Origin of the sequence: Haliovirga abyssi, from assembly GCF_030295325.1 — a bacterium.
Lineage (GTDB): Bacteria > Fusobacteriota > Fusobacteriia > Fusobacteriales > Haliovirgaceae > Haliovirga > Haliovirga abyssi.
Map to the genome: position 1 here is coordinate 174,378 of NZ_AP027059.1, position 22,452 is coordinate 196,829.

Here is a 22,452-nt window from a genome sequence, read left to right on the forward strand (position 1 = left end):
AAAATAACTTAAAGAACGATTAACGTTCTAAAAAACAGGAGGGAAATATAATGGCAAAAATTTATTATGAAAAAGATTGTAATTTTGAGGTATTAAAAGGAAAAAAAATAACAGTAGTGGGATTTGGAAGTCAAGGACATGCACATGCTTTGAATTTAAAAGATAGTGGAGCAGATGTAACGGTTGGACTATATAAAGGAAGTAAATCTTGGGAAATAGCAGAAAAAGCAGGATTAAAAGTTGCTGTAACAGCAGAAGCTGTAAAAGGTGCAGATGTAGTAATGATATTAGTTCCTGACGAAAGACAAGCGGATATTTATAGAGAAGATATTGCACCAAACTTAAAAGAAGGAGCTTATCTTGGATTTGGACATGGATTTAACATTCATTATGGTCAAATAGTTCCAAGAGCAGATGTAAATGTATTTATGGCAGCTCCAAAAGGGCCAGGACATATGGTTAGAAGAACTTATACAGAAGGAAGCGGAGTACCTGCATTAGTTGCAGTATATAAAGATCCAAGTGGAGATACTATGGATGTAGCACTAGCATGGGCAGCAGGAATTGGTGGTTCTAGATCAGGAGTGTTAGAAACAACATTTAAACAAGAGACTGAAACAGATCTGTTTGGAGAACAAGCAGTTCTTTGTGGTGGAGTTACTGCACTTATGAAAGCTGGATTTGAAACTTTAGTAGAGGGTGGATATGATCCAATGAATGCTTATTTTGAATGTGTACATGAAATGAAATTGATAGTAGACCTTATATATGAAGGTGGATTTGCTACAATGAGAGATTCTATATCAAATACAGCAGAATATGGAGATTATATTACAGGACCAAAAGTAATAACAGATGAAACTAAAAAAGTTATGAAGGGTGTATTAAAAGATATTCAAGATGGAATTTTTGCTAAAAACTTTATATTAGAAACAAAAGCGGGAATGCCTTCTATGCATGCTATAAGAAAAAATGAAAAAGAGCACCAAGTTGAAAAAGTTGGCGGAGAACTTAGAAGTATGATGAGTTGGATAAAAAAATAAATTTATGTGATTGGCTATTATTTTAATAATAGCCAATCTTTTTATGGGATTGACATACAAATATATTAGAAATAAAATTTTAATCATAAATTGGGTTTAATTCTAACTGATTATGTAGAGATGGTTGTTTTTTTTGAAAAATAAAGCAAGAATAATAGAAAATAAATAAGGATACAGAAAGCAGAGATGTGAGTTCTATTTTGAGATTTAAAAACTAAAAAAGGAAAAAAGAAAATTAAAAATAATATTATTGTTATAAAAAAATATTTTTAAAAAAAATACAGAAAAATAATAAAAAAACTATAATAAATATAGTAAAAAAAAATAATAAAAAAGTAATAAAATAGAATTTTCATATAACAATGTGAAAAAAGATGCGAAATAAGTACACAAATAAGTAGCGCGAAGTTTAGTAGCGGTAGAAAAATTCTGAAACCAGATTATAGTTCAAACTAAGCACAATCAAAACGTATTGACTTAAAACAGGAAAAGTGATATAATTCTAATGCTGAAAAAGTATTAAAAAGGATTGATGGAAAATTTAAAAAATCAAATATTTCCCCTTTTTTAATTTCAAAATTATCATCTGATATAAATAAAAAAAGTTATTAAAATTTAAATATATGAGGAGGTGAGAAAAATAAAAAAAACTTTTATAATAGTTTTATTGCTTTTATGTAATTCTTTTTATTTGTTAGCAAATGTTACAGATGTTTCTAATATGAAAAAACTAGAAAAAGAATTAAAAGAGGGTAAAAAACTTGAAGTGGAAAAGGAGTTGATCGAAAAATATAATTTAAAAGAAGAGGAAGCGTACATAACTATTTTAAATTTATCAGAAAAAATTAAAGATTATACTACAGAAATTTATTATGCGAAGAAAATATTGGAAAAAAATGAAAAATTTTATCTTATGTGGTTCAAACTAGGAAAATTATATTTTGAAAATAATGATTTTGAAAATTCAAAAATTATATTTAAAAATCTAATAACTAAAGATAAAAAAGTTGATAAAATTTTAGTGAGTAAATCTAAAAATTATTTGATGAAAATAAAAAAAATAGAAAATAAAATAAAAAATGAGGTTGAAACATGGAACTTTAAAATTAAGACAGGATATGAAAATATTAATAAAATAGAGCTTTTATCTATGGATAGTTATGAAAAAATGTATGGGACTTTTAGAGGCTCACATTTAATGGATGAAGCAGTTATAATTGGAGCGTACTCAAATTATAGAAAAAAAATAGCAGAAATAGCAGAAATAAATTTTAAAATTGGATATGAAAAGTTAAGTTATAGTTTAGATGACAATTATAATGTAGAAATTCCAGAATTAAGTTTAAAATTATTATTGAATTTAATAGACACGAAAAAAATTCATTTAAAATTGCCATTGAATTATGAATTTAAACAAGGATATGCAAAAATAAGTGATATTAAATTAGAAGGAGAATATAAGATAACATCAAATGTAAGTTTAGAAAATAGTTTGGGGTATATTCAGAAAAGTTCTTCTATAAATGAGTTGAATAATAAATTTGATGAAATCAAATTAAAATATTCAGGTAATATTATAAAAAAAATAGAAATATTATATAAATATAGTGTTGAAAAAGAAAAAGAAATTTCAAAATTAAATAAATCTGATATATTTGGTCTGAATATATCAAAACAGGTGTACTTAGGTTTTAATTTGGATTATTCGATGAATATGAAAAATAAAATTTTTGGAGAAAGAGATATTAGTGTTGATATGAAAAGAGTAGATAAAATATTAGATACAAAACTTTTATTAAGCAAAACATTTTGTGATTTAGAAATTAAATTAGAGTATGATTATATGAAGATAAATTCAAATATATCAAAATATAGTTATGCAGGCGATGGATTTGGGATAATAATGGGATATAATTTTTAAAAGATAAAGAATGTTTAAAAAATAAGCTTTTCATATTTGGTAATAAAAACGTTTGAATTGTTATATACGTTGTACATTTTTTTATAAAATAACTTTGAGCCTTTTATTGTCAAAGATGTAATCTATTTTTAAATCATTTCTAAATAATCCGTAAAAAACGGAAAATAAAAAAAACAGGAGGAAATACAATGAAGAAGATTTTAACATTAGCAGTAGCATTACTAGCATTATCTTTTGCAGGTTGTTTTACTGATAAAACAACAACAGAAGACAATACAACAAAACAAGAAACAACAACAACAGTAACAACAGAGGGGAAAATTGTGAATACAGCTTCACCAAAAGGGATTTTTGCGGGAGTAGTAAGAGATTCTTTTAATAATCCTTTAGAAGCAGTTACAGTATCAATAGGTGGAAAAAGTATAGTTACTGATAAGACAGGGACATTCAAAATAGAAGGATTAGATGTAGGGGGAGCTGGAGCTGGAAAAGAAGTGTCTTATACAGCAGTATTCTCTAAAAAGAATTATTTGTCTATAACAAAGTCAATTGTATTTAAAGAAGATACTTTAACAAACGATGATACAAATGCAACAATACATATTGATGCAACTACAGGAACAAGTGTAAATTCTGGAGAAGATGGTTTAATAGTAGGGACTGTAGTTATACCTCTTAATAATGCAACTGCAACAGTAGATGCTGAAATGGTAGAGCTTGTAACTGCAAAAGGAACAATAAGTTTGCCGGAAACTTTATCAACAACTGCGGCAATAAAAGTAATTCCATATATATCAGGATCAAGTGTACCTATGTCTGACTATTCTCAAGAAATATCAGATAGCTTAGAATATACAATTAAAAATATTCCAGCACAAGAAACATCTGTAACATTAAAAATATATATTAATGGAAATATATATGCAAGTTATTATGTAAATGAAGAAGCTGTTAATTTCCATACTGCAAAGAGAATAGATTCAAAAGTACAAGGGGGACAAAGAGAAGTTATTCAAAATTTTAGTGCTAAAAAATATGGAGAAGTAAGTGGTATAGTATATAAAAATTATAAATTAGCAAATGCTACAGATAATACAGTTGGAGCAGGAGCAAAAGTTGAATTATATAGAGATGTTTATCCTAGTCCTGTGAAAATGGGAGAAGCTTTTACAAACGCAGCAGGGAAATATATTATTCATGAAATTTTACCAGGAGTATATAGTTTAAAATTACTTGATTTTGATAAAGAAAATGATGGAGAATTTGATTTTGTAAATGGGAAAACATTTATGGATATAGCTGTTGCAGAAGGAGATAATGTTACAAATGGAGTATCACCATATAGTATAGTAAAAGATTTATGGTTTACAGGATATCAAAATTATTCTGTTTCAGGAAAAGTAGAAGCTGGAATAGAAGGAAATATTATAGCTAATGTAAATGTAAAAGTTTATTATAGTAGTACAAATAAATTATTAAAAGAAACAAGAACTACTACAACTGGAGCATTTTCTGTAAGTGGAATACAATTTAAAAATATAAAAATAGTTGCAGAAGCAATTGATACAGATAACAATTTGATAAATAATTTCAACCAAGCAACAAAAGATATTACAAATAATGAAGGAATAGATGTGAATGATGTATATTTATTCATGGCTCCAAATAGTGATGAGTATGGATTACATGTTGTTTCAACTAACTTTACTATGAAAAAAACAGTTTCTGGAGAAACTAAATTATTAACAAAAGTAAATGGAGTAGAACCAAATGGGACTGTAGTATTAACATTTGATAATGCTGTTTCTACTGATTCTGAAAATGAAATATTAGCTAAATTAGATAAAGTAGTTAAATTAATAGGAAGTTCAGATGTAGATATAGATTACTCTTTTGATTCTACAAGGAAAATAATGACAATTACACCAAAGAAACCTCTTACAGGTAATTTATATACTGTATGGATCAATTCTGAGTTAGCAACATCTAATGGTTATAAATATAGTGTAGCTAATACAATAAATACAGATTTATTGAATTCTACTAATGTAGATATTGATGTTGAAGCATATCAATTAAAAGTAGCTGGAGCATCATTCTTAACAAAAGATGAATATGGTAATTGGAGTGCTAATGATGTAGAAGGGCAAGATGCAAATACAGCAATAGCAATAACATTTAATAAAGAGATATCACAATCTAAAATAACTGAATTGGTTAATAAAGGTGAAAATATAGTTACAGTGACAGATATGGCAACATTAAAAGATATATTAACAGATTATACATTTGATACAGCAAATAAAATAATGACAATTAGTCCAAAAGTATCTCTTACACCAGGAAATCAATATAGAATAACTTTGAATAGTGAATTAAAAGCTAAATCAGCATCAGATAACGGACTTGATATAAAAATTAATGGAGATAAAGTATTTACAGGTAAAATTTATAAAGCAAATAATGAAAGTTTAACATCTATAAAACCAGAAATATTTATAGATGGAGCTTATGTTGATAATTATACAGCTTCTAATTTTGCGATGGATTGGAATTTTGGGAATGCTGGAATTTATAAAACAACAGATTTAGATGAAACAGTACAAACATATGGAGCTTCAAGTTTTGATGTTAAATTCAGTGTTAGCGGATTAGAAAGTAAAAAAGCGAACATTAAAGAGTTTGATATTTATGCAAAAACAGAGAGTTCTTATTGGGAGAAATTATCTGCAATAAATATTAATGCAATAACAAAAACAGAATGGAAATTAGGGGTTAAAAAAACAACAGTAAATCTCAACAACGTAAATGGACTTGATTCTTCAGATAAATTGAAATGGGGAGAATCATTAGAGATTATAGTTATACCAGTAGATGCAAAAGGAAAACCAGCAGATTTTCCAACAACAGAAGATGCAACAAAAGTATTAACTTTAAAAGATAACTACGGAGTTAAATTAGCGGGATTAAATGGAACTTCATTATTAAATGCAGGAACAAACACTTTGACTATGTCAGAAGATATATATCCAGCAGGATATGGAGTGACTATAACAGGGATAAATTCAAATATTGGAATTAATACAACAACAGCAGGAGCAGTTTCTAATTTAAGAATTGGAAGTAGTTTGAATGAATTAAAATTTGAAGCTTATCCAACATCTAAATTTGTGGTAGGAGCAGATTACAATCATGGAGAAAGTGATCCTGCAAATAGATTAACTTTAGTTTCATCAAATGGATTGTATGATGGAATGAAACTTGAAACAACTGATGGAGAAATAGTTGTTTCAAATATAGTTAATGGAACAACAATAGACTTTTCATATGTAGCAACTCCATTTGATATGGCAAAAGATGTAGAGTTTACAATATCAAAAGATAATACGGATATTTATAGTAGAGCAGACTCAACAAAAGTATATAATATAACAGGAACAGGATATGGAGAAATACATGAAATAGCAGTATCAGCATATGCTGATGGTGGAGATGGAGATTATACAAATGGTGGAATAGTTACATTATCTGGAACAAATCCATTATTGGGAGTAACAAGTGGAATGGTATTGAGTTTACATGATAATAATGGTGTGGTAACAACAAATATAAACGTAACAGTAACAAATGTAGGAACAAATGGAAATGACAAACAATTCTCTACAAGTTCAAGTATTGAAGGACTTACTACAGGAGGAACAAGTTTTGTTGTAACAAATATATATCAATTAACAGGAGTAACAAGCGTAAATAGTTTAATTATAGGTGAAAAATTATATTTAGAACATGCCACAGACGGAACTAGCAAAGAAGTTACTATTATGGCAGTAGATAATTTAAATAATATAGTAAAAATAAGTGCTAGTCCTGAAAATTATACTAAATCATTTAAATTGAAAACAGTAGATACAACAGCAAAAACATTTATAGCAAAAGAGGTTAAGAAATATGCTGTAGGAGATAAAGTTGTTATCAATAAAGATACTAGTTCAATAATAGCTACTGGAACAAATATTATGACAAATATAACAGGAATTTCTCCAGTTGAAACAGTTGGAGGAACAAAATTATATAAATATACAACTACAGATGATATAACTGGAGCAGCAGAAAATCAAACAATTGATTTTGTATCAAATGTACAATTAAAAGTTGTAGCAAAAGATTCATCTGAAAATATGATTCAAGCAGATGATGATACATTAAGATATGATGAAGCAAAAGGTTGGATAATAGATTAGTTTACAAAAATTTATAAAACGAAACTTTAATGGAGCCACAGATTTGAAATTTCAAATCTGTGGCTTTTATTTGGATAATACGAAATTTACAATTGAAGAATAGGGAAAAAAATGTTATAATAAAAATAAAATGATTAGGGGAACAAATGATGCGATTTGATTATTTTTTGAGCATTTTAAAAACAAATAGATTAAAAACAAACAGCAAAGATATAAAAAAAGGAGATATTTTTGTTGCAATAAGGCAAGGAAACAGTTATTTGCAAGAAGCAATTCAAAATGGAGCTTCAGTAGTGGTATATGATTCTGAAAAAATATTTTGTGATTTTAAAAATAGTTATAAAGTGGAAAATAGTATTGAATTTTTACAAAAATTAGCTAAAAAATATAGAGAAACATTAAATACCAAAATAATAGGAATAACAGGAAGTAATGGAAAAACAACTACAAAAGATATTATTTATGAAATTTTAAGTTTGAATAAGATAGGAAAAAAAACAGAAGGTAATTTAAACAATCATATTGGAGTACCGATAACTATATTAGGATTAGAAGAAAAAGATGAATTTGCAGTTATAGAGATGGGAATGAGTAATTTAGGGGAAATAGATCTGTTGGCTGATATTGTAAAACCAGAGTATTCAATAATAACAAATATAGGAGATTCACACCTTGAGTTTCTAAAAAACAGAAAAAATATATTTAAAGCAAAAAGTGAAATTATAAATCATACTAGAAACAGACTATTTATAAATGGAGACGATGAGTATTTAAAAAAGTTAAGTGGAATAAAGATTGGATTTGGAAAGAGCAATGATCTAAGCGCAAGAAATATAATTTTCAATGAAGAATATAGTACATATTTATTGAAATGTGATTTGGGAGAATTTAATGTTAAATTAAACCTTGTAGGGGAACACAATATTTTAAATTCTATGTTTGGTATAGCGATTGGATTGGAATTTGGATATACTATAAACGAGATATTAGATAGAATAGCTAATATTAAGATTTCTAAAATGAGATTTGAAAAGATAAAAAGAGGAGATACTATTTTTATAAATGATGCATATAATGCGAGTCCTATTTCAACAAAATACTCTCTTAAAACATTTTCAAAACTTTATGAAGATAGATTAAAAATAGTGATTTTAGCTGATATGTTAGAGCTGGGAGAGAAAAGCAGAAAATTACATGAGGATTTGAGCGATAATATAATGGATACAAAAGCAGATATATTTATATTTTATGGAAATGAGATGAAATATTTATATAAAAAAGTTCTAAAAGATAAAAGAGCGTATTACTTTGAAAATAAAAAAGATATAATAAAATTAATAAATGAATTAAGCGGGAAAAAAGCAATATTATTAAAGGGATCAAGAGGAATGAAATTAGAAGAAATAATTTGTTAAGGAGAGTGTATGTTATATTATATTTATCAATATCTTTATCATGATTTATCAGTTTTTAGGATTTTTAGGTACATTACATTAAGGGCAATGATTGCATTTGTAACATCGTTTTTATTTGTATTAATAATAGGAAAGCCTTTTATAAAATTTATAAAAAATAAAAAAGTTGGAGAAGATATTAGAGAGCTTGGACCAGCAACACATTTTTCTAAAAAGGGAACGCCTACAATGGGAGGAGTTTTAATTCTATCCTCTATAATATTTACAACTTTAATTACAGGGAATTTGGAAAACAAATTTATAATTTTATTATTATTAATTACAATTTTATTTGGGGTAATTGGATTTTTAGATGATTTTTTAAAATGGAGTGAAAAAAATAAAAAGGGACTTTCGCCTAAAAAAAAGATATTAGGACAAGTTATTATATCAATATTAGTATTTGTATTTATTATTAAATATAAACTAATAGGGAACAATATAGATTTTTCATTAGTTAATCCGTTAATTAAAAATAGCTATTTGGAATTAGGAGCTTTTTTTTATTTTATATTTTTACTATTTTTTATTACCGGAACATCAAATGCTGTAAATATAACAGATGGACTTGATGGATTAGTGATAGGACCTGTTATGATAACATCTTCTATATTAGGAATTGTTGCATATTTTACAGGACATTTAGAGCTTAGTAAATATTTGAATTTATATTATATAGAAGGAAGTGGAGAAATTTTAGTATATATTTTAGCAATAGTTGGTTCTGGACTTGGATTTTTATGGTATAATTTTTATCCAGCTGAAATTTTTATGGGAGACACAGGTTCTTTAACATTAGGTGGTATTATAGCAGTAATATCTATATTGTTAAAACAAGAATTATTATTATTAGTAATAGGGTTTGTTTTTGTAATAGAAACATTATCAGTGATTATTCAAGTAGGATCATATAAAACAAGGAAAAAAAGAGTTTTTAGAATGGCGCCAATACATCATCATTTTGAATTAAAGGGATTACCAGAAACTAAAGTAACAATAAGATTTTGGATCATTTCAATAATTTGTGGATTAATAGGATTGTTAATTTTAAAATTGAGATAAAATTAATAGTTGACAAAAGGGGGAAGATGAAATGGCAAAAAATAAAATAAAAAATAATTTAATTTTTGGATTTATATCATTTTCAATAATAGTTATATTGATAGTAGTTGGTTTTTTTTATATTAATATTAGAAGTTCTGTAATTGATTTTAATAAAGATATAGTGAGCAATAACGAACAAACAATATTAACAATGATAAACTCGAATCAAACTCAAGGGAAAAAAGTTATTTTACAAGCCAATAGCAAAGTTATGAAAAATACGAAAGAAAGATTAAATAGCTTTATAAAAAAAGCATCGAAGGAAAATAATGAGTCATTATTAAAAATATTTTCTAAAACAATAGATCAAGAAATAAAGATGAAAGAGTTTGAATTAAAAAACATAGTAAAAAGTCAAATGTTTGTATGGGAAGATATAAAATCCGAAAGAGATAGTTTGAAAAAATTATTAAAAAAAAATAGTGATTATAAGGGGTTTATTGTATATGGAGAGTTAATAGATCCATTTTTTCAAGTTGGAAAAATAACAGAAAATTTTTATAAAAGTAAAATTGTGGAAAAAACAAGAAGAGGGAAAACATATTTTTATAATATAAATAATACAAACTATTTTTATTTAGCAGTTCCAATTTATAATAGCAAACAAAAATATAATGGATTTATAATAGCGAAAATAGATATAAAACCAATTTTAAGTAAACTATTTAAAGAGATAACTTTAGGCTCAGACAGAACAATCTTTGTAATTAATTCAAATAAAAAAATTATAAAACATATAAATAAAAAATATGAAAATAAAAAATTTACTAGGGTGAATTTTAACAAAAGGTTAGATTTTCAACAGATTATAAAAAATAAAATAATTTATACAATTAAAAAATATAATTATGGTAATTTTACTATATTTATTGTAATAAAAGAGTATATTTCAGATGCTTTTTCATATGTAGATTCTTTAAAAGATGATACTGAGAAAGTATTAATTCAAAGTTTTAATGATTTTAATAAAGATTTAAAAAAAGCTTCTAAAAAAACATATGATGTTTCAAAAGAAAAAGCTTTAGATAAACTAAATAGTTTTATAAAAAATATTGCAAATATATTTTATGTTGTATTTTTTATAGGAGTTTTAGTGTCTATTCTATTGGGAATATTCTTTGCAGATGGAATAACAAAACCGATAAAGGAACTTTCATTTGCAGCAAAAAAAATAGGTGATGGAAATTTAGAATATAATTTTGATAAAAAATTGTTAAAAAGAAAGGATGAAATAGGAGAACTTTCAAGAGAGTTTTCTGAAATGAAAATCAGATTAAAAGAAAATATAGAAACTGTAAAAGAGTTGGAAAGAAAAAAAGCACATTCAGAAAGATTATCAATAATGGGACAAATAGTAAGTGGTATAGTTCATGAAATAAAAAATCCATTAACAAGTATATCTGGATTTGCGCAAATAATAGAGGAAACTTCAGGAGAAGAAACTATAAGGCGTCAAAGTAAAATGATTTTTGAGGAAGCTCAAAGATTAAATAAATTAACATTAGATCTTTTAGAGTATGCAAAAGGTTCAAAATTGGATATGAGAAGAGTAAAGGTAAAACTTTTAGCAGAAGAGGTTTTTGATAAATTAAGTCCTAAAATAACTGAAAAAAATATAAAAGTAAGTGTAGATGTCCCAGAAAATTTTCCTACAATTTATGCAGATAGGGATAAAATTATGCAGGTGTTTATTAATTTAATATCAAATGCTGTAGAGGCTATAAAAATGAGACGAGGAAATATAGAATTTATAGCAGATAGAATAGGAACTGGAAAAGTTGAGATAAAAATAAGAAATGATGGACCAGTAATACCTGAAGATATAATAAAAGATCTATTTTTGCCATTTATATCTCATAAAAAAGGTGGGACAGGACTTGGATTAGCGATGGTTAAAAAAATAATTGAAGATCATAAAGGAAATATAAAAATAACAAAAGGGTTAGAAAAAGGAGCAGAATTTGTAATAGTATTGCCTATAAAATAGGGAATGTTATAAAAAAGTTTATTTTTTTACTAGGAGAGTATAAATTTGTTTAGAAAATAAGCTACGCTGTTTCTTTGAAATATGCGATTTTTCAAAGCAAAATTTTTCAGAATCTAAAAATTTAGAAAAACATTTATGTTTTACCAGATGAAGCGTAGCTTATTTTTTTATTAGAAATTTTTTAAGGAGAAATAAATGAAAAAAGTATTGGTTTATGGAAATGGAAAAAGTGGAAAAGCAGTAACCAAATTATTAAATAAAAAAAAATATATAGTAGATATTATAGATGATAGAATTGGGTATGATAAAGATGAAATATTAAAAAAAATAGGAAATTATGAATTTATTGTAAAAAGCCCTGGAATATCAAATGAAAATTTACTTATAGATATATTGAATAAAAAAAGAATAAAAATATTAGATGAAACAGAAGTAGCAGCCAAATATATAGATAATTCAAAAATAATAGCAATAACAGGTACAAATGGAAAGACTACAACAACTACAAAAATAACAGAAATGTTAAATTTTGCAGGATATAAAGCAATTAGTGCTGGGAATATAGGTGTTCCATTTTCAGAAATTATAGAAAAAGAAAAGGAGTATGATTATATAGTTTTGGAATTAAGTAGCTATCAATTAGAATATATAGATGAGATGAATCCATTTATAGCTATGGTTATAAATTTAACTCCTGATCATATGAATAGATATGAAAGTTTAGAAAGTTATTATAGTACAAAATTTAATATTTTTAAAAATCAAACAAAAGAGGAGCATTCAATAATAAATTTGGATGATGAAAATAGTGGATCTATTTTAAAAAAATTAAATATAGAAAGTGAAATGCTAACAGTTACAAAAGGAGATAGGTTAACTGAAAAAGCAGATTTATATGTAAAAGATGATCTGTTATTTTATAAAAATGAAAATATTTTAGATATAAATAAACTTACACTAAAAGGAATTCCAAATTTAGAAAACACACTATTTATAGTTGGAGTTGCGAAAATAATTGGAATAAAAAACAGTATTATAAAAGAATTTTTGTATAATAATAAAGGGTTAGAGCATAGAATGGAAGAATTTTTAAAAATTAAAAATACAGTTTTTATAAATGATTCAAAAGGAACAAATACTGATTCAACAATAAAAGCTTTGCAAGGATATAAAGAAAGAATAACTTTAATTTGTGGTGGGAAAGATAAAAAATTAGATTTAGTTCCATTGTGTAATGAGATTTTAAGACATACAAAGGAAGTTTATCTAATAGGTGAAACAAAACAATTATTAGAAAAGATACTAATAAAAATAGGATATGATAAAAATAAAATTTATAATTTAGAAATTTTGGAGAATGTAATAAAAAAATTAAAGGAAAATTTAGATATAAATAAAAAAAATATAGTAGTTTTTTCTCCTGCAGCTTCTAGTTTTGATCAGTTTAATAGCTTTGAAGAGAGGGGAAAAATTTTTAAGAAACTTGTTATGGAGAATTTTATGGAGGAATAATGACGAATAATAAAAAACTAATAAGAGGCATATTAATAATAATAATTATACTTGCAGTAATTAGTTTTATGTTTATTTATAGTTCAAGTGCATATATTGCAGAAGAAAAAAATTTAGGACAATGGTATTTTGTTAAAAAACAGGCTATATGGTATATGTTAGGATTTGCTTTGATGATGATATTTAGACATATTGATTACAAAAGATACAAGCACAATCAAATAAAAATATTTTTGATTGGATTTTTTTTACTATTAGCTGTTTTAATGTTTGGGAAAACTGTAAATGGTTCTAGAAGATGGCTTGCAATTTTTAAATATACGATTCAACCATCAGAGTTTGCAAAAATATTATATATTTTATTTTTTGCTTCATTAATAGAAAAGTATAAAATGAAAAAAAGGACAGATCCTGAACTTATTATAGCTGGATTAACAACATTAGGAATTTATGCAGGATTAATATTTTTAGAAAAAGATTTAAGTACAACGTTTCATTTGATATTGATATCTGCAATAATGTTTTTTGCGACAGATATTAAAATAAAGTATGTAATAACTGGATTTTTTGTATCAATATCAGGAGCAGTTTTATCAATAGTATCAAGTAAAAATAGAGCAAGAAGAGTAATAGAGTACTGGGAAGGGATAAAAAAAACAGGTGTTGGAGGAGGAGGACAAGTAAAGCAATCTATTATTGGAATAGGAAATGGAGGCTTATTTGGAACTGGTTTTGGAAAAGGATTGCAAAAGTATAATTTTTTACCAGAACAACATACTGATTTTATATTCTCAATTATAGCGGAAGAGTTAGGATTTATATTAACAACAATATTATTGACAATATACTTAGTGTTTATAACGATAGGCGGAGTTGCTATTTTTAGGGTGAAAAGTTATTATGGAAAATTTGTGATTTTAGGAATATTTTCAATGATTATTACGCAGGTTCTTTTAAATATATTTGTTGCATTAGGAATTATTCCAGCTACAGGAATTCCATTGCCATTTATAAGTGCAGGTGGAAGTTCAATAGTTGCTCTTTTAATAGGAATGGGAATAGTTTTTAATATTTTAAGTGAGGGAGAAAATTAATGAAAAAGGTTTTAATTGCAGCAGGTGGAACTGGCGGACATATATATCCAGCATTAGCAGTAGCAAATGAGCTAAGGAAAAAGGATATTGAAGTTATATTTGTAGGGACGAAGACTCGAATGGAAAAAGATATTATTCCAGCGAATAATTTTAAGTTTGTGGGATTGGATATAATACCATTTAGAAAATTAAAATCGTTATTTAAAGCGTTAAAAGCGACAATAAAAATAATGAAGATTATAAAAAAAGAAAAAATTGAAAATGTAATTGGATTTGGAAATTATATATCAGTTCCAGCGATACTTGCAGGATTAATATATAAAAAAAATATATATTTACATGAGCAAAATGTAAAGATGGGACAAGCTAATAGATGGTTTTATAGATTTTCTAAAAAAACATTTGTTAGTTTTGATGATACATTTGAAGAGATGCCTTTGAAATATCAAGATAAAGTTATAGTGACTGGAAATCCTTTGAGAGAAGAATTTTATAATGTGAATAGATTAGAGGAAAGAAAAAGATTAAAAATTAGTGAAAATGAAAAAGTTATATTAATTACAGGTGGAAGTTTAGGAGCAAAAAGTATAAATGAATTTGTTTTGAAAAATTGGGAAAGATTTTTTAAAGAAAAAGATTTTAGAGTATATTGGGCTACAGGGAAAATAAATTTTGATGAAATAAACAATAAAATTACTAAGTTAAAGAACAATGATGTCATTAAGCCATATTTTGAAAATATGCACTCTATTATGGAAGTAGCGGATATTGTGATTAGTAGAGCAGGAGCTAGTATAATTTCTGAATTAATAGAGCTTAGTAAGCCATCTATTTTAATACCATATAATTTTGTGGGGCAATATGAAAATGCTAAAATATTAGAAGATATAGGGGCAACCGTTCTTTTTAAAGATGAAGAGATAGATAGTGCAATGGATTATATATTTGAGCTCGGAAATGATAGAAAAAAATTATTGGAAATATCAAATAATATAAAAAAGTTAAAAAAGGGAAACAGTACAAGAAAAATCGTGGAAGAGTTAGATATATGGAGGAAAATTTAGATGAAAAAAGTTTTTTTTATAGGAATTAGTGGAATTGGAATGAGCGGATTAGCTAAAATAATGCTAAAAAAAGGGTATGAAGTATACGGCTCAGATATAAGCGAGAAGGATGTAACAAGTGAATTAGTGAAATTAGGAGCTGTAATATATAAAAAACATATAGACTTAAATGCTAAAAAAATGGATTTAGTTGTTTATTCAACTGCTATAAAAAAAAGTAATCCAGAATATATATTTGCAAAATTAAATGGAATAAAATTATTAAAAAGAGGAGAGCTTCTAGCTGAGCTATTTAATGAAAAAAAAGGAATTGCAGTAGCTGGAACTCATGGAAAAACAACTACTAGTTCTATGCTTGGAGTTTCACTATTTGATATTAATCCAACAATTATAGTTGGTGGGATAATACCAGAAATAGGAAGTAATTCTAAATTTGGGAAAAGTGAATATATGGTTGTAGAAGCAGATGAAAGCGACAATTCGTTTCTATATTTAAATCCAGAGTATTCGATAATAACAAATATAGAAGCAGACCATTTAGAGAAACATGGAACTTTTGAAAATATAAAAAAATCATTTTTAAAATTTATGGAGAAAACAAAAAAAGAAGTTATTGTTTGCAAGGATTGTGAAGTTTTAGATGAATTAGCAAAACAAATTTCAGAAAGAGATGAAGAAAAAAAAATAATAACATATAGTCTTAAAGATAAAACAGCAAATATATATTGCGAAAATATTTACATAAAAAATGGGATAACACATTATACAGTTATAGAAAATGGAGAAGAAATTGGAGAATTTGAATTAAAAATACCTGGAGAACATAATATTTTAAATAGTTTAGGAGTCATATATATAGCTAGGAAATTAAAAATAGAAAAAGAAAAATTAAAAAATAAATTAAAAAATTTTAAAGGAGCAAAAAGAAGGTTTGATATTTTATATGAAAATAGTGTTAGAATAATTGATGATTATGCACATCACCCAACAGAAATAAAAGCTACATTAACTGCAGCAAGAGAGATATATAAAGATAGAATAATAGCAATTTTTCAACCGCATAGATACAGTAGAACGAAATTTTTAATGGATTCTTTTGAAGGTGCATTTGGAAATGCAGATAAAGTTATTTTGCTTCCAATTTATAGTGCTGGAGAAAAAAATATATATGATATTAATGAAAATATTTTAGCGGATAAAATAAATAATAATGTAAAAATAATTAGAAATAGAGAAGAGATAACAAAAACAATTTTAGATGATAAAGTTAAAGGAGATACGTATATATTTATGGGTGCAGGAGATATATATAAGTTGGCTTATGAAATGAAAGAAATTTTGGAAAGATAAAAAAATAAAGAAATATTTTAGGAGATAAAATGCAGATAATAAAAAATGCAAATATAAAAAAATATTCTTATATAAAAATAGGTGGAGAATTAAGAGAGTTAATAATTATAGAAAAAAAAGATGAATTAAAAGAATTAGAAAATATTTTTACCGGAAATAATTTTATAATTATTGGAAAAGGTTCTAATATACTTTTTTCAGATGAAAAAATAGATAAAACGGCAATATATTTAAAAGGATTAAAAAAGATAAAAGAAGTTTTTACAAATATAATAAAGGTAGAAAGTGGAGTGTTAGCAAGTGAATTAATAGGTTATATGAGAGAACATAATTTTTCTGGAATAGAAGAATTAGCAGGAATACCTGGAACTATTGGTGGAATGTTAGTTATGAATGCAGGAGCTAATGGAAAAGAGATATTTGATGTGGTGAAAGAAGTAGAACTGTTTGACACTTTAAATATGAAATTTATAAATTTAAAAAAAGAAGATATAGATTTTGGATATAGATATACAAATTTATTAAATGACAAAATAATAACTTCTGTAAAAATAAAATTAGAAAAAGGATTTAAAAACAGTGTAGTAGAGAGTGTATTAAAAAAAAGAGCTGAAAAACAGCCATTGGAGTATCCAAATTTAGGCAGTGTATTTAAAAATCCAGATAAAGATTATGCAGGAAGATTAATAGAAGAAGTGGGATTAAAAGGATTTAGAATAGGAGATGTTCAAATTGCTAATAAACATGCCAATTTTATTGTTAATTTAGGAAATGGAAAATCTAAAGATATGATTTCACTAATAGATATAATAAAATCTAAAATAAAAGATAAATTTAATATAGAATTAAAGGAAGAGATAAAAAAAATAGATTAAAATTAAAGGAGAAAACAGGAATGAGAATAGCAGTTTTAATGGGAGGAATATCAGCAGAAAGAGAAATTTCATTAAAAACAGGAAGAGCTGTATTAAAAAAATTATTGGAATTAGGATATGATGCTTTTGAAGTTAATTTAACAAAAGAAAATATAGTTTCAGAATTAACAAGAGATGATTATGATATTGCGTTTATAGCGTTACATGGAGAGTTTGGAGAAGATGGAAGAGTTCAGGCATTTTTAGATATAGTAGGTAAAAAATATACTGGAAGTGGATTCATCGCAAGTGCAATTTCAATAGATAAAGAGATTACTAAAAAAATCATAAAAAACATAGGAATATGTATACCTAAAAGCTATATGAATATAGAAGAAGTTAAAAAATTTCCAGTAATTGTGAAGCCGGCATTTGAAGGTTCAAGTATAGGATTGCATATTTGTAAAAATAGAGATGAATTAGAGAAAGCTGTTAATAATTTGAAGTCAAAAAAAATATTAATAGAAGAATTTATAGAAGGAGAAGAACTTACTATTGGAGTGTTAAATAGAGAAGGGTTAGGAGTTGTAAAAATAAAACCTAAAAGTGGCGTATATGATTATAAATCTAAATATACTAAAGGCGAAACGGAATTTGAAGTTCCAGCAAAAATAAAAAAAGAAATTTATGATAAAGCAGTTTTATATTCAGAAATAATTTATAAAGAGTTGGAATTAAAAGGCGCAATAAGAGTAGATATGATTTTGTCAGAAGATAAACTTTATTTTTTAGAGGTAAATACTATACCAGGAATGACAGAAACAAGTCTTTTGCCAAAATTAGCTAATTTAAAAGGGTATTCATTTGGAGATTTATTAAAAAAAATTATAGAACCGATTGCAAAAAACTAAAAAAAATGTTATATTATTATGAATGATTGCGGGTGAGTGATATTGGATAAGAAAAAAAAAGCGAGAAAATTTTTTTCTATTTTTTTTCTAATTGTTTTAATAAGTCTATTTTTTATGGAAAAAAAAATATATGATTTTTTGGAAAAAAGTTATTTTACAGTTACTAATATAAATTTATCCGGAAATACTAATTTAACTGTAGACATTATAAAAAAATTAGAAAAGTTAAAAGGAAAAAATATATTCTATATAGATACTAAAAAATTAGAACTTTTTTTTAATAATGATATAAGAGTAGAAAAAATAAAAATAAAAAAAGAGATACCAGATACTATTGATATAGAAATTAAAGAAAGAACTCCATATATATATATTAATTATAATAAAAAAATATTGATAGCAGATAAAAATTGTAAGATTTATGCAAATTATAACGAATATCAAAATTTTGATTTTATAATTTTGACAATTTCTGATTTGAAATTATTAAGAAATGGTTATAACATATTAGAATTATTGCCTCAAAATTTAAAAAATATTGTATCAGAAATAATTATAAATGAAAAAGAACCAGAAATTATTTTAAAAGATGGAACGATTTTTAAGATAGATAAAGATGTAGATAGAGAAAAATATTTAATAGGATTAAAATTATATAAAAAATTAAAATTAGATGGAAAAAATATAAAATATATCGATTTGAGATTTTCTGATTATATTGTAATGTAGGAGGGGTGGAATATGAATAACCAAAATATAGTAGTGTCTATAGATGTGGGAACTACAAAAATATTTGTAATTGTATCAGAAATAGATAGAGAAACAGAAAAATTTAAAATTCTAGGATATGGTATGAGTGCTTCAAATGGGGGATTAAATAAAGGTAGAGTAGTAGATATAGATAGAGCTGCAAAAGATATAGAATCGGCAATTAAAGCAGCAGAAATAATGTCATCTGTTCCAATAACAAAAGCGTTTGTTGGAATAGCGGGAAGACATATTGAATCTCTCGAAAGTTCAGGTATAATAACTTTATCAGAAAATGAACCAAGAGAAATTACAAAAGCAGATAAAAGAAGATTGGAAGATATAGCTGAAAATAAGGTTGTCCCAGTGGAAAGGACTGTTATTCATAGAATTGGGTATAATTATAGAATAGATGATTCAGGTATTATAAAAAATCCTATTGGAATGAGAGGGTGTAAATTAGAAGGAACAGTTCATGTGGTTACAGGAATGATTAATACAATTGATGCATTAATAAAAAGTGTAAATAAATTATCAATTGAGGTAGAAGATGTGGTGTTAGAACCGTATGCTTCAGGAAAAGCAGTTCTTACTGATACAGAAAAAAGGACAGGAGTTATATTAGTAGATATTGGTGGGGGGACCACAGATATAGCGGTGTTTAAAAACGAAAAATTAATATATACTTCTGTTTTACCTTTAGGTGGAGAATATTTCACAAGTGATATAGCAACACTTTTAGGGATAGAAACTAGAGTAGCTGATAATTTAAAAAAAGATTTTAGTATAAATAATGAAGATTATAAAATGGATGAAGTAGTGGAAATACCTAATTATGATAGATATACTGAAAAAAAAGAAGTAGAAGTAAAACATTTAAAAGAGATAATAGATAGCAGAACAGAAGAAATTTTAGAAAATATAGAGAAAAAAATAGAGGCTTCAGGAGTAAAACATCAGGTTTATAATGGAATTGTATTTACTGGGGGTTCATCTAAAATAGCAGGATTAAAGGAACGAGCAGAAAAATATTTTGATATGCCAGTAAGATTTGCAGTTCCAATAAAAAAAGATGGGCTTTCAGATCAAATGTTAAAGCCTGAAGATGCAACAGGAGTTGGATTATTGTTATATGGTGTAGAAAAGTCATTAGAAGGAAAAGTAATATCTTTGAATGAAGAGGAGCAAGAAGGAAAAAAATCTATGTTTGATGTAATAATTGGAAAATTAAAAAAAGGATTTGATATATTTTTTAGTGATAGTGAATAAGCTTGGAGGAGGGGGAGCAATGACAGAAATTAATGTATATGAAAATGTTGCAAAGATTAAAGTAATTGGAATTGGTGGAGCAGGCGGAAATGCTATAAATAATATGATAGAAAGCGGAATAAATGGAGTAGAATTTATAGCGGCAAATACTGATTCTCAAGATTTGCTAAAATCAAAAGCAGAAGTAAAAATACAATTAGGAGAAAAACTTACAAAAGGTCTTGGAGCTGGAGCAAATCCAGAAGTAGGAAAACTTGCAGCAGAGGAAGATAAAGAAAAAATAAGAGAACATCTTGAGGGGACAGATTTACTTTTTATTACAGCAGGAATGGGTGGAGGTACAGGGACAGGAGCTGCACCGGTAATAGCTGAAATAGCAAAAGAATTAAATATATTAACAGTATCAATAGTAACTAAACCTTTTAGATTTGAAGGGTTAAAAAGAAAGAGAAATTCAGAATCTGGAATAATGGAATTAGAAAATAAAGTTGATACTTTAGTAGTTATTCCAAATGAGAAATTATTAGAAAATACTGATAGAAAAGTATCTATAAAAAATGCTTTTGAAGGAGCGGATGACGTATTAAAGATAGGAATTAAAGGTATTTCTGAGTTGATAACAACAGAAGGTTTCATAAACCTTGATTTTGCAGATGTGAGATCAACAATGAGTAATTCAGGAATAGCAATGCTTGGATTTGGATATGCTGAAGGGGAAGATAAAGCAAGAGTAGCTGCAGAAGCAGCGTTATCAAGCAATCTATTAGAAAGAGATATTCATGGTGCAAGTAAAATTTTATTGAATATAACTGGTGGAATGGATTTAACACTTAATGAAGCTAGTGAAATAGCACAAAGAGTAACAGAAGCAGCTGGGGAAAGAACGACTGATGTTATTTTTGGAACAGTAATAGATGAAAGTATGGAAGGAAGTATAAAAATAACAGTAATTGCAACATCATTTGAAGATAATAAAAAAGAATATATAGAAGAAATAGATGGAATAAATTCAGAAGAAAAAGAGCCAGAAGAAAGAGTAATAGAATCAAAAAAAATGTCTGTAAATGATGAATATAAAGATTTAGATATACCTGCATTTATTAGAAGGAAAAAAAATTAGTTGAAATAGATATAGAAGTATGATATACTTATAAAAGTCCCTGCTTTATAAAATTATAAGGCAGAATCCATAGGGAGGAGGTGTAGGAATGAAAAAAAATTACGAATTAATGTTCATCGTTGTTCCTGAAATAACAGAAGAAGAAAGAGATGCAGTAATTACTTCTGTAGAAGAGGTGTTAAAAAGAGCTGAAGCTCAAGATGTTATAACAGAAAAAATGGGTGAAAAAAAATTAGCGTATGCCATTGATAAAAAAACAACAGGTTTTTATGTATTAATTAAGTTTGCAGTAGAAGGAGTTAACTTAGTTGATGTTGAAAAAAGATTAAATATCAATGAAAAACTTATGAGATATATTCTTGTAAAACAAGGGTAGGTGAAGAGATGAATATTGCAATTTTAGTGGGAAGATTAACTAGTGATCCAGAATTAAAATATGGGCAAAGCGGAAAAGCTTTTGCAAAGTTTTCTTTGGCAGTTGCGAGAACATTTAATAGAAATGAAGTTGACTTTATAAATTGTGTTGCTTTTGGAAAAACTGCAGAACTAATAGCAGAATATTTGAGAAAAGGAAATAAAGCTGGAGTTCAAGGTGAAATCAGAGTAAGCAGTTATGAAAATAGTGAAGGTCAAAAAATAAGAAGAACAGAAATAATAGTAGGGAATATAGAGTTTTTAGAAAGCAAAGGGACTAAAGATAGATATAATGATAATCAACCATCAGGGGCAGAAGTTGAAAAAACTTCAAAACCTTCTGATGATGATGAATTTCCATTTTAAG

At 26.2% G+C, this 22,452-nt stretch carries 17 protein-coding genes; all 17 read left to right on the plus strand.

Annotated features, from left to right (window positions below; genetic code table 11):
* Positions 1-50 precede the first annotated feature (50 nt).
* Positions 51-1,043 carry a ketol-acid reductoisomerase gene (gene ilvC / locus RDY08_RS00780; RefSeq protein WP_307904540.1) on the plus strand — a complete coding sequence of 331 codons (993 nt, stop codon included), beginning with the start codon at positions 51-53 and terminating at the stop codon, positions 1,041-1,043.
* A gap of 631 nt (positions 1,044-1,674) precedes the next feature.
* Positions 1,675-2,964: a tetratricopeptide repeat protein gene (locus RDY08_RS00785; protein WP_307904541.1), complete on the plus strand. Its 1,290-nt coding sequence runs from the start codon at positions 1,675-1,677 to the stop codon at positions 2,962-2,964.
* A gap of 188 nt (positions 2,965-3,152) precedes the next feature.
* Complete coding sequence (locus tag RDY08_RS00790; protein WP_307904542.1) at positions 3,153-7,205, plus strand: carboxypeptidase-like regulatory domain-containing protein; 4,053 nt, start codon at positions 3,153-3,155, stop codon at positions 7,203-7,205.
* Positions 7,206-7,351: 146 nt separating this feature from the next.
* A complete protein-coding gene (locus RDY08_RS00795) occupies positions 7,352-8,620 on the plus strand; it encodes a UDP-N-acetylmuramoyl-tripeptide--D-alanyl-D-alanine ligase (RefSeq protein WP_307904543.1) in 1,269 nt (422 codons plus the stop codon).
* Positions 8,621-8,629: 9 nt separating this feature from the next.
* Positions 8,630-9,721 carry a phospho-N-acetylmuramoyl-pentapeptide-transferase gene (gene mraY / locus RDY08_RS00800; protein WP_307904544.1) on the plus strand — a complete coding sequence of 364 codons (1,092 nt, stop codon included), beginning with the start codon at positions 8,630-8,632 and terminating at the stop codon, positions 9,719-9,721.
* A gap of 31 nt (positions 9,722-9,752) precedes the next feature.
* Complete coding sequence (locus tag RDY08_RS00805; RefSeq protein WP_307904545.1) at positions 9,753-11,750, plus strand: ATP-binding protein; 1,998 nt, start codon at positions 9,753-9,755, stop codon at positions 11,748-11,750.
* Between the two features lie 195 nt (positions 11,751-11,945).
* Positions 11,946-13,262 carry a UDP-N-acetylmuramoyl-L-alanine--D-glutamate ligase gene (gene murD / locus RDY08_RS00810; protein ID WP_307904546.1) on the plus strand — a complete coding sequence of 439 codons (1,317 nt, stop codon included), beginning with the start codon at positions 11,946-11,948 and terminating at the stop codon, positions 13,260-13,262.
* Positions 13,262-14,356 carry an FtsW/RodA/SpoVE family cell cycle protein gene (locus RDY08_RS00815; protein ID WP_307904547.1) on the plus strand — a complete coding sequence of 365 codons (1,095 nt, stop codon included), beginning with the start codon at positions 13,262-13,264 and terminating at the stop codon, positions 14,354-14,356. The genes murD and RDY08_RS00815 overlap by 1 nt, the downstream gene beginning before the upstream one ends.
* On the plus strand, positions 14,356-15,420 hold the full coding sequence (murG, locus tag RDY08_RS00820; protein ID WP_307904548.1) for an undecaprenyldiphospho-muramoylpentapeptide beta-N-acetylglucosaminyltransferase: 1,065 nt from the start codon (positions 14,356-14,358) through the stop codon (positions 15,418-15,420). The genes RDY08_RS00815 and murG overlap by 1 nt, the downstream gene beginning before the upstream one ends.
* A complete protein-coding gene (murC, locus tag RDY08_RS00825) occupies positions 15,421-16,770 on the plus strand; it encodes a UDP-N-acetylmuramate--L-alanine ligase (RefSeq protein WP_307904549.1) in 1,350 nt (449 codons plus the stop codon). It abuts the gene before it with no gap.
* Between the two features lie 29 nt (positions 16,771-16,799).
* Positions 16,800-17,645, plus strand: a complete 846-nt coding sequence (murB, locus tag RDY08_RS00830; protein WP_307904550.1) for a UDP-N-acetylmuramate dehydrogenase — start codon at positions 16,800-16,802, stop codon at positions 17,643-17,645.
* Between the two features lie 20 nt (positions 17,646-17,665).
* Complete coding sequence (locus RDY08_RS00835) at positions 17,666-18,535, plus strand: D-alanine--D-alanine ligase family protein (RefSeq protein ID WP_307904551.1); 870 nt, start codon at positions 17,666-17,668, stop codon at positions 18,533-18,535.
* Positions 18,536-18,577: 42 nt separating this feature from the next.
* A complete protein-coding gene (locus RDY08_RS00840) occupies positions 18,578-19,264 on the plus strand; it encodes a cell division protein FtsQ/DivIB (RefSeq protein ID WP_307904552.1) in 687 nt (228 codons plus the stop codon).
* A gap of 12 nt (positions 19,265-19,276) precedes the next feature.
* Positions 19,277-20,551 (plus strand): cell division protein FtsA, encoded by a 1,275-nt coding sequence (gene ftsA, locus RDY08_RS00845; RefSeq protein ID WP_307904553.1) that lies wholly within the window; start codon positions 19,277-19,279, stop codon positions 20,549-20,551.
* Between the two features lie 19 nt (positions 20,552-20,570).
* Complete coding sequence (ftsZ, locus tag RDY08_RS00850; protein ID WP_307904554.1) at positions 20,571-21,671, plus strand: cell division protein FtsZ; 1,101 nt, start codon at positions 20,571-20,573, stop codon at positions 21,669-21,671.
* Positions 21,672-21,759: 88 nt separating this feature from the next.
* Positions 21,760-22,047, plus strand: a complete 288-nt coding sequence (rpsF, locus tag RDY08_RS00855) for a 30S ribosomal protein S6 (protein ID WP_307904555.1) — start codon at positions 21,760-21,762, stop codon at positions 22,045-22,047.
* Positions 22,048-22,055: 8 nt separating this feature from the next.
* A complete protein-coding gene (locus tag RDY08_RS00860; RefSeq protein WP_307904556.1) occupies positions 22,056-22,451 on the plus strand; it encodes a single-stranded DNA-binding protein in 396 nt (131 codons plus the stop codon).
* The last annotated feature ends 1 nt before the right edge of the window (position 22,452 follow it).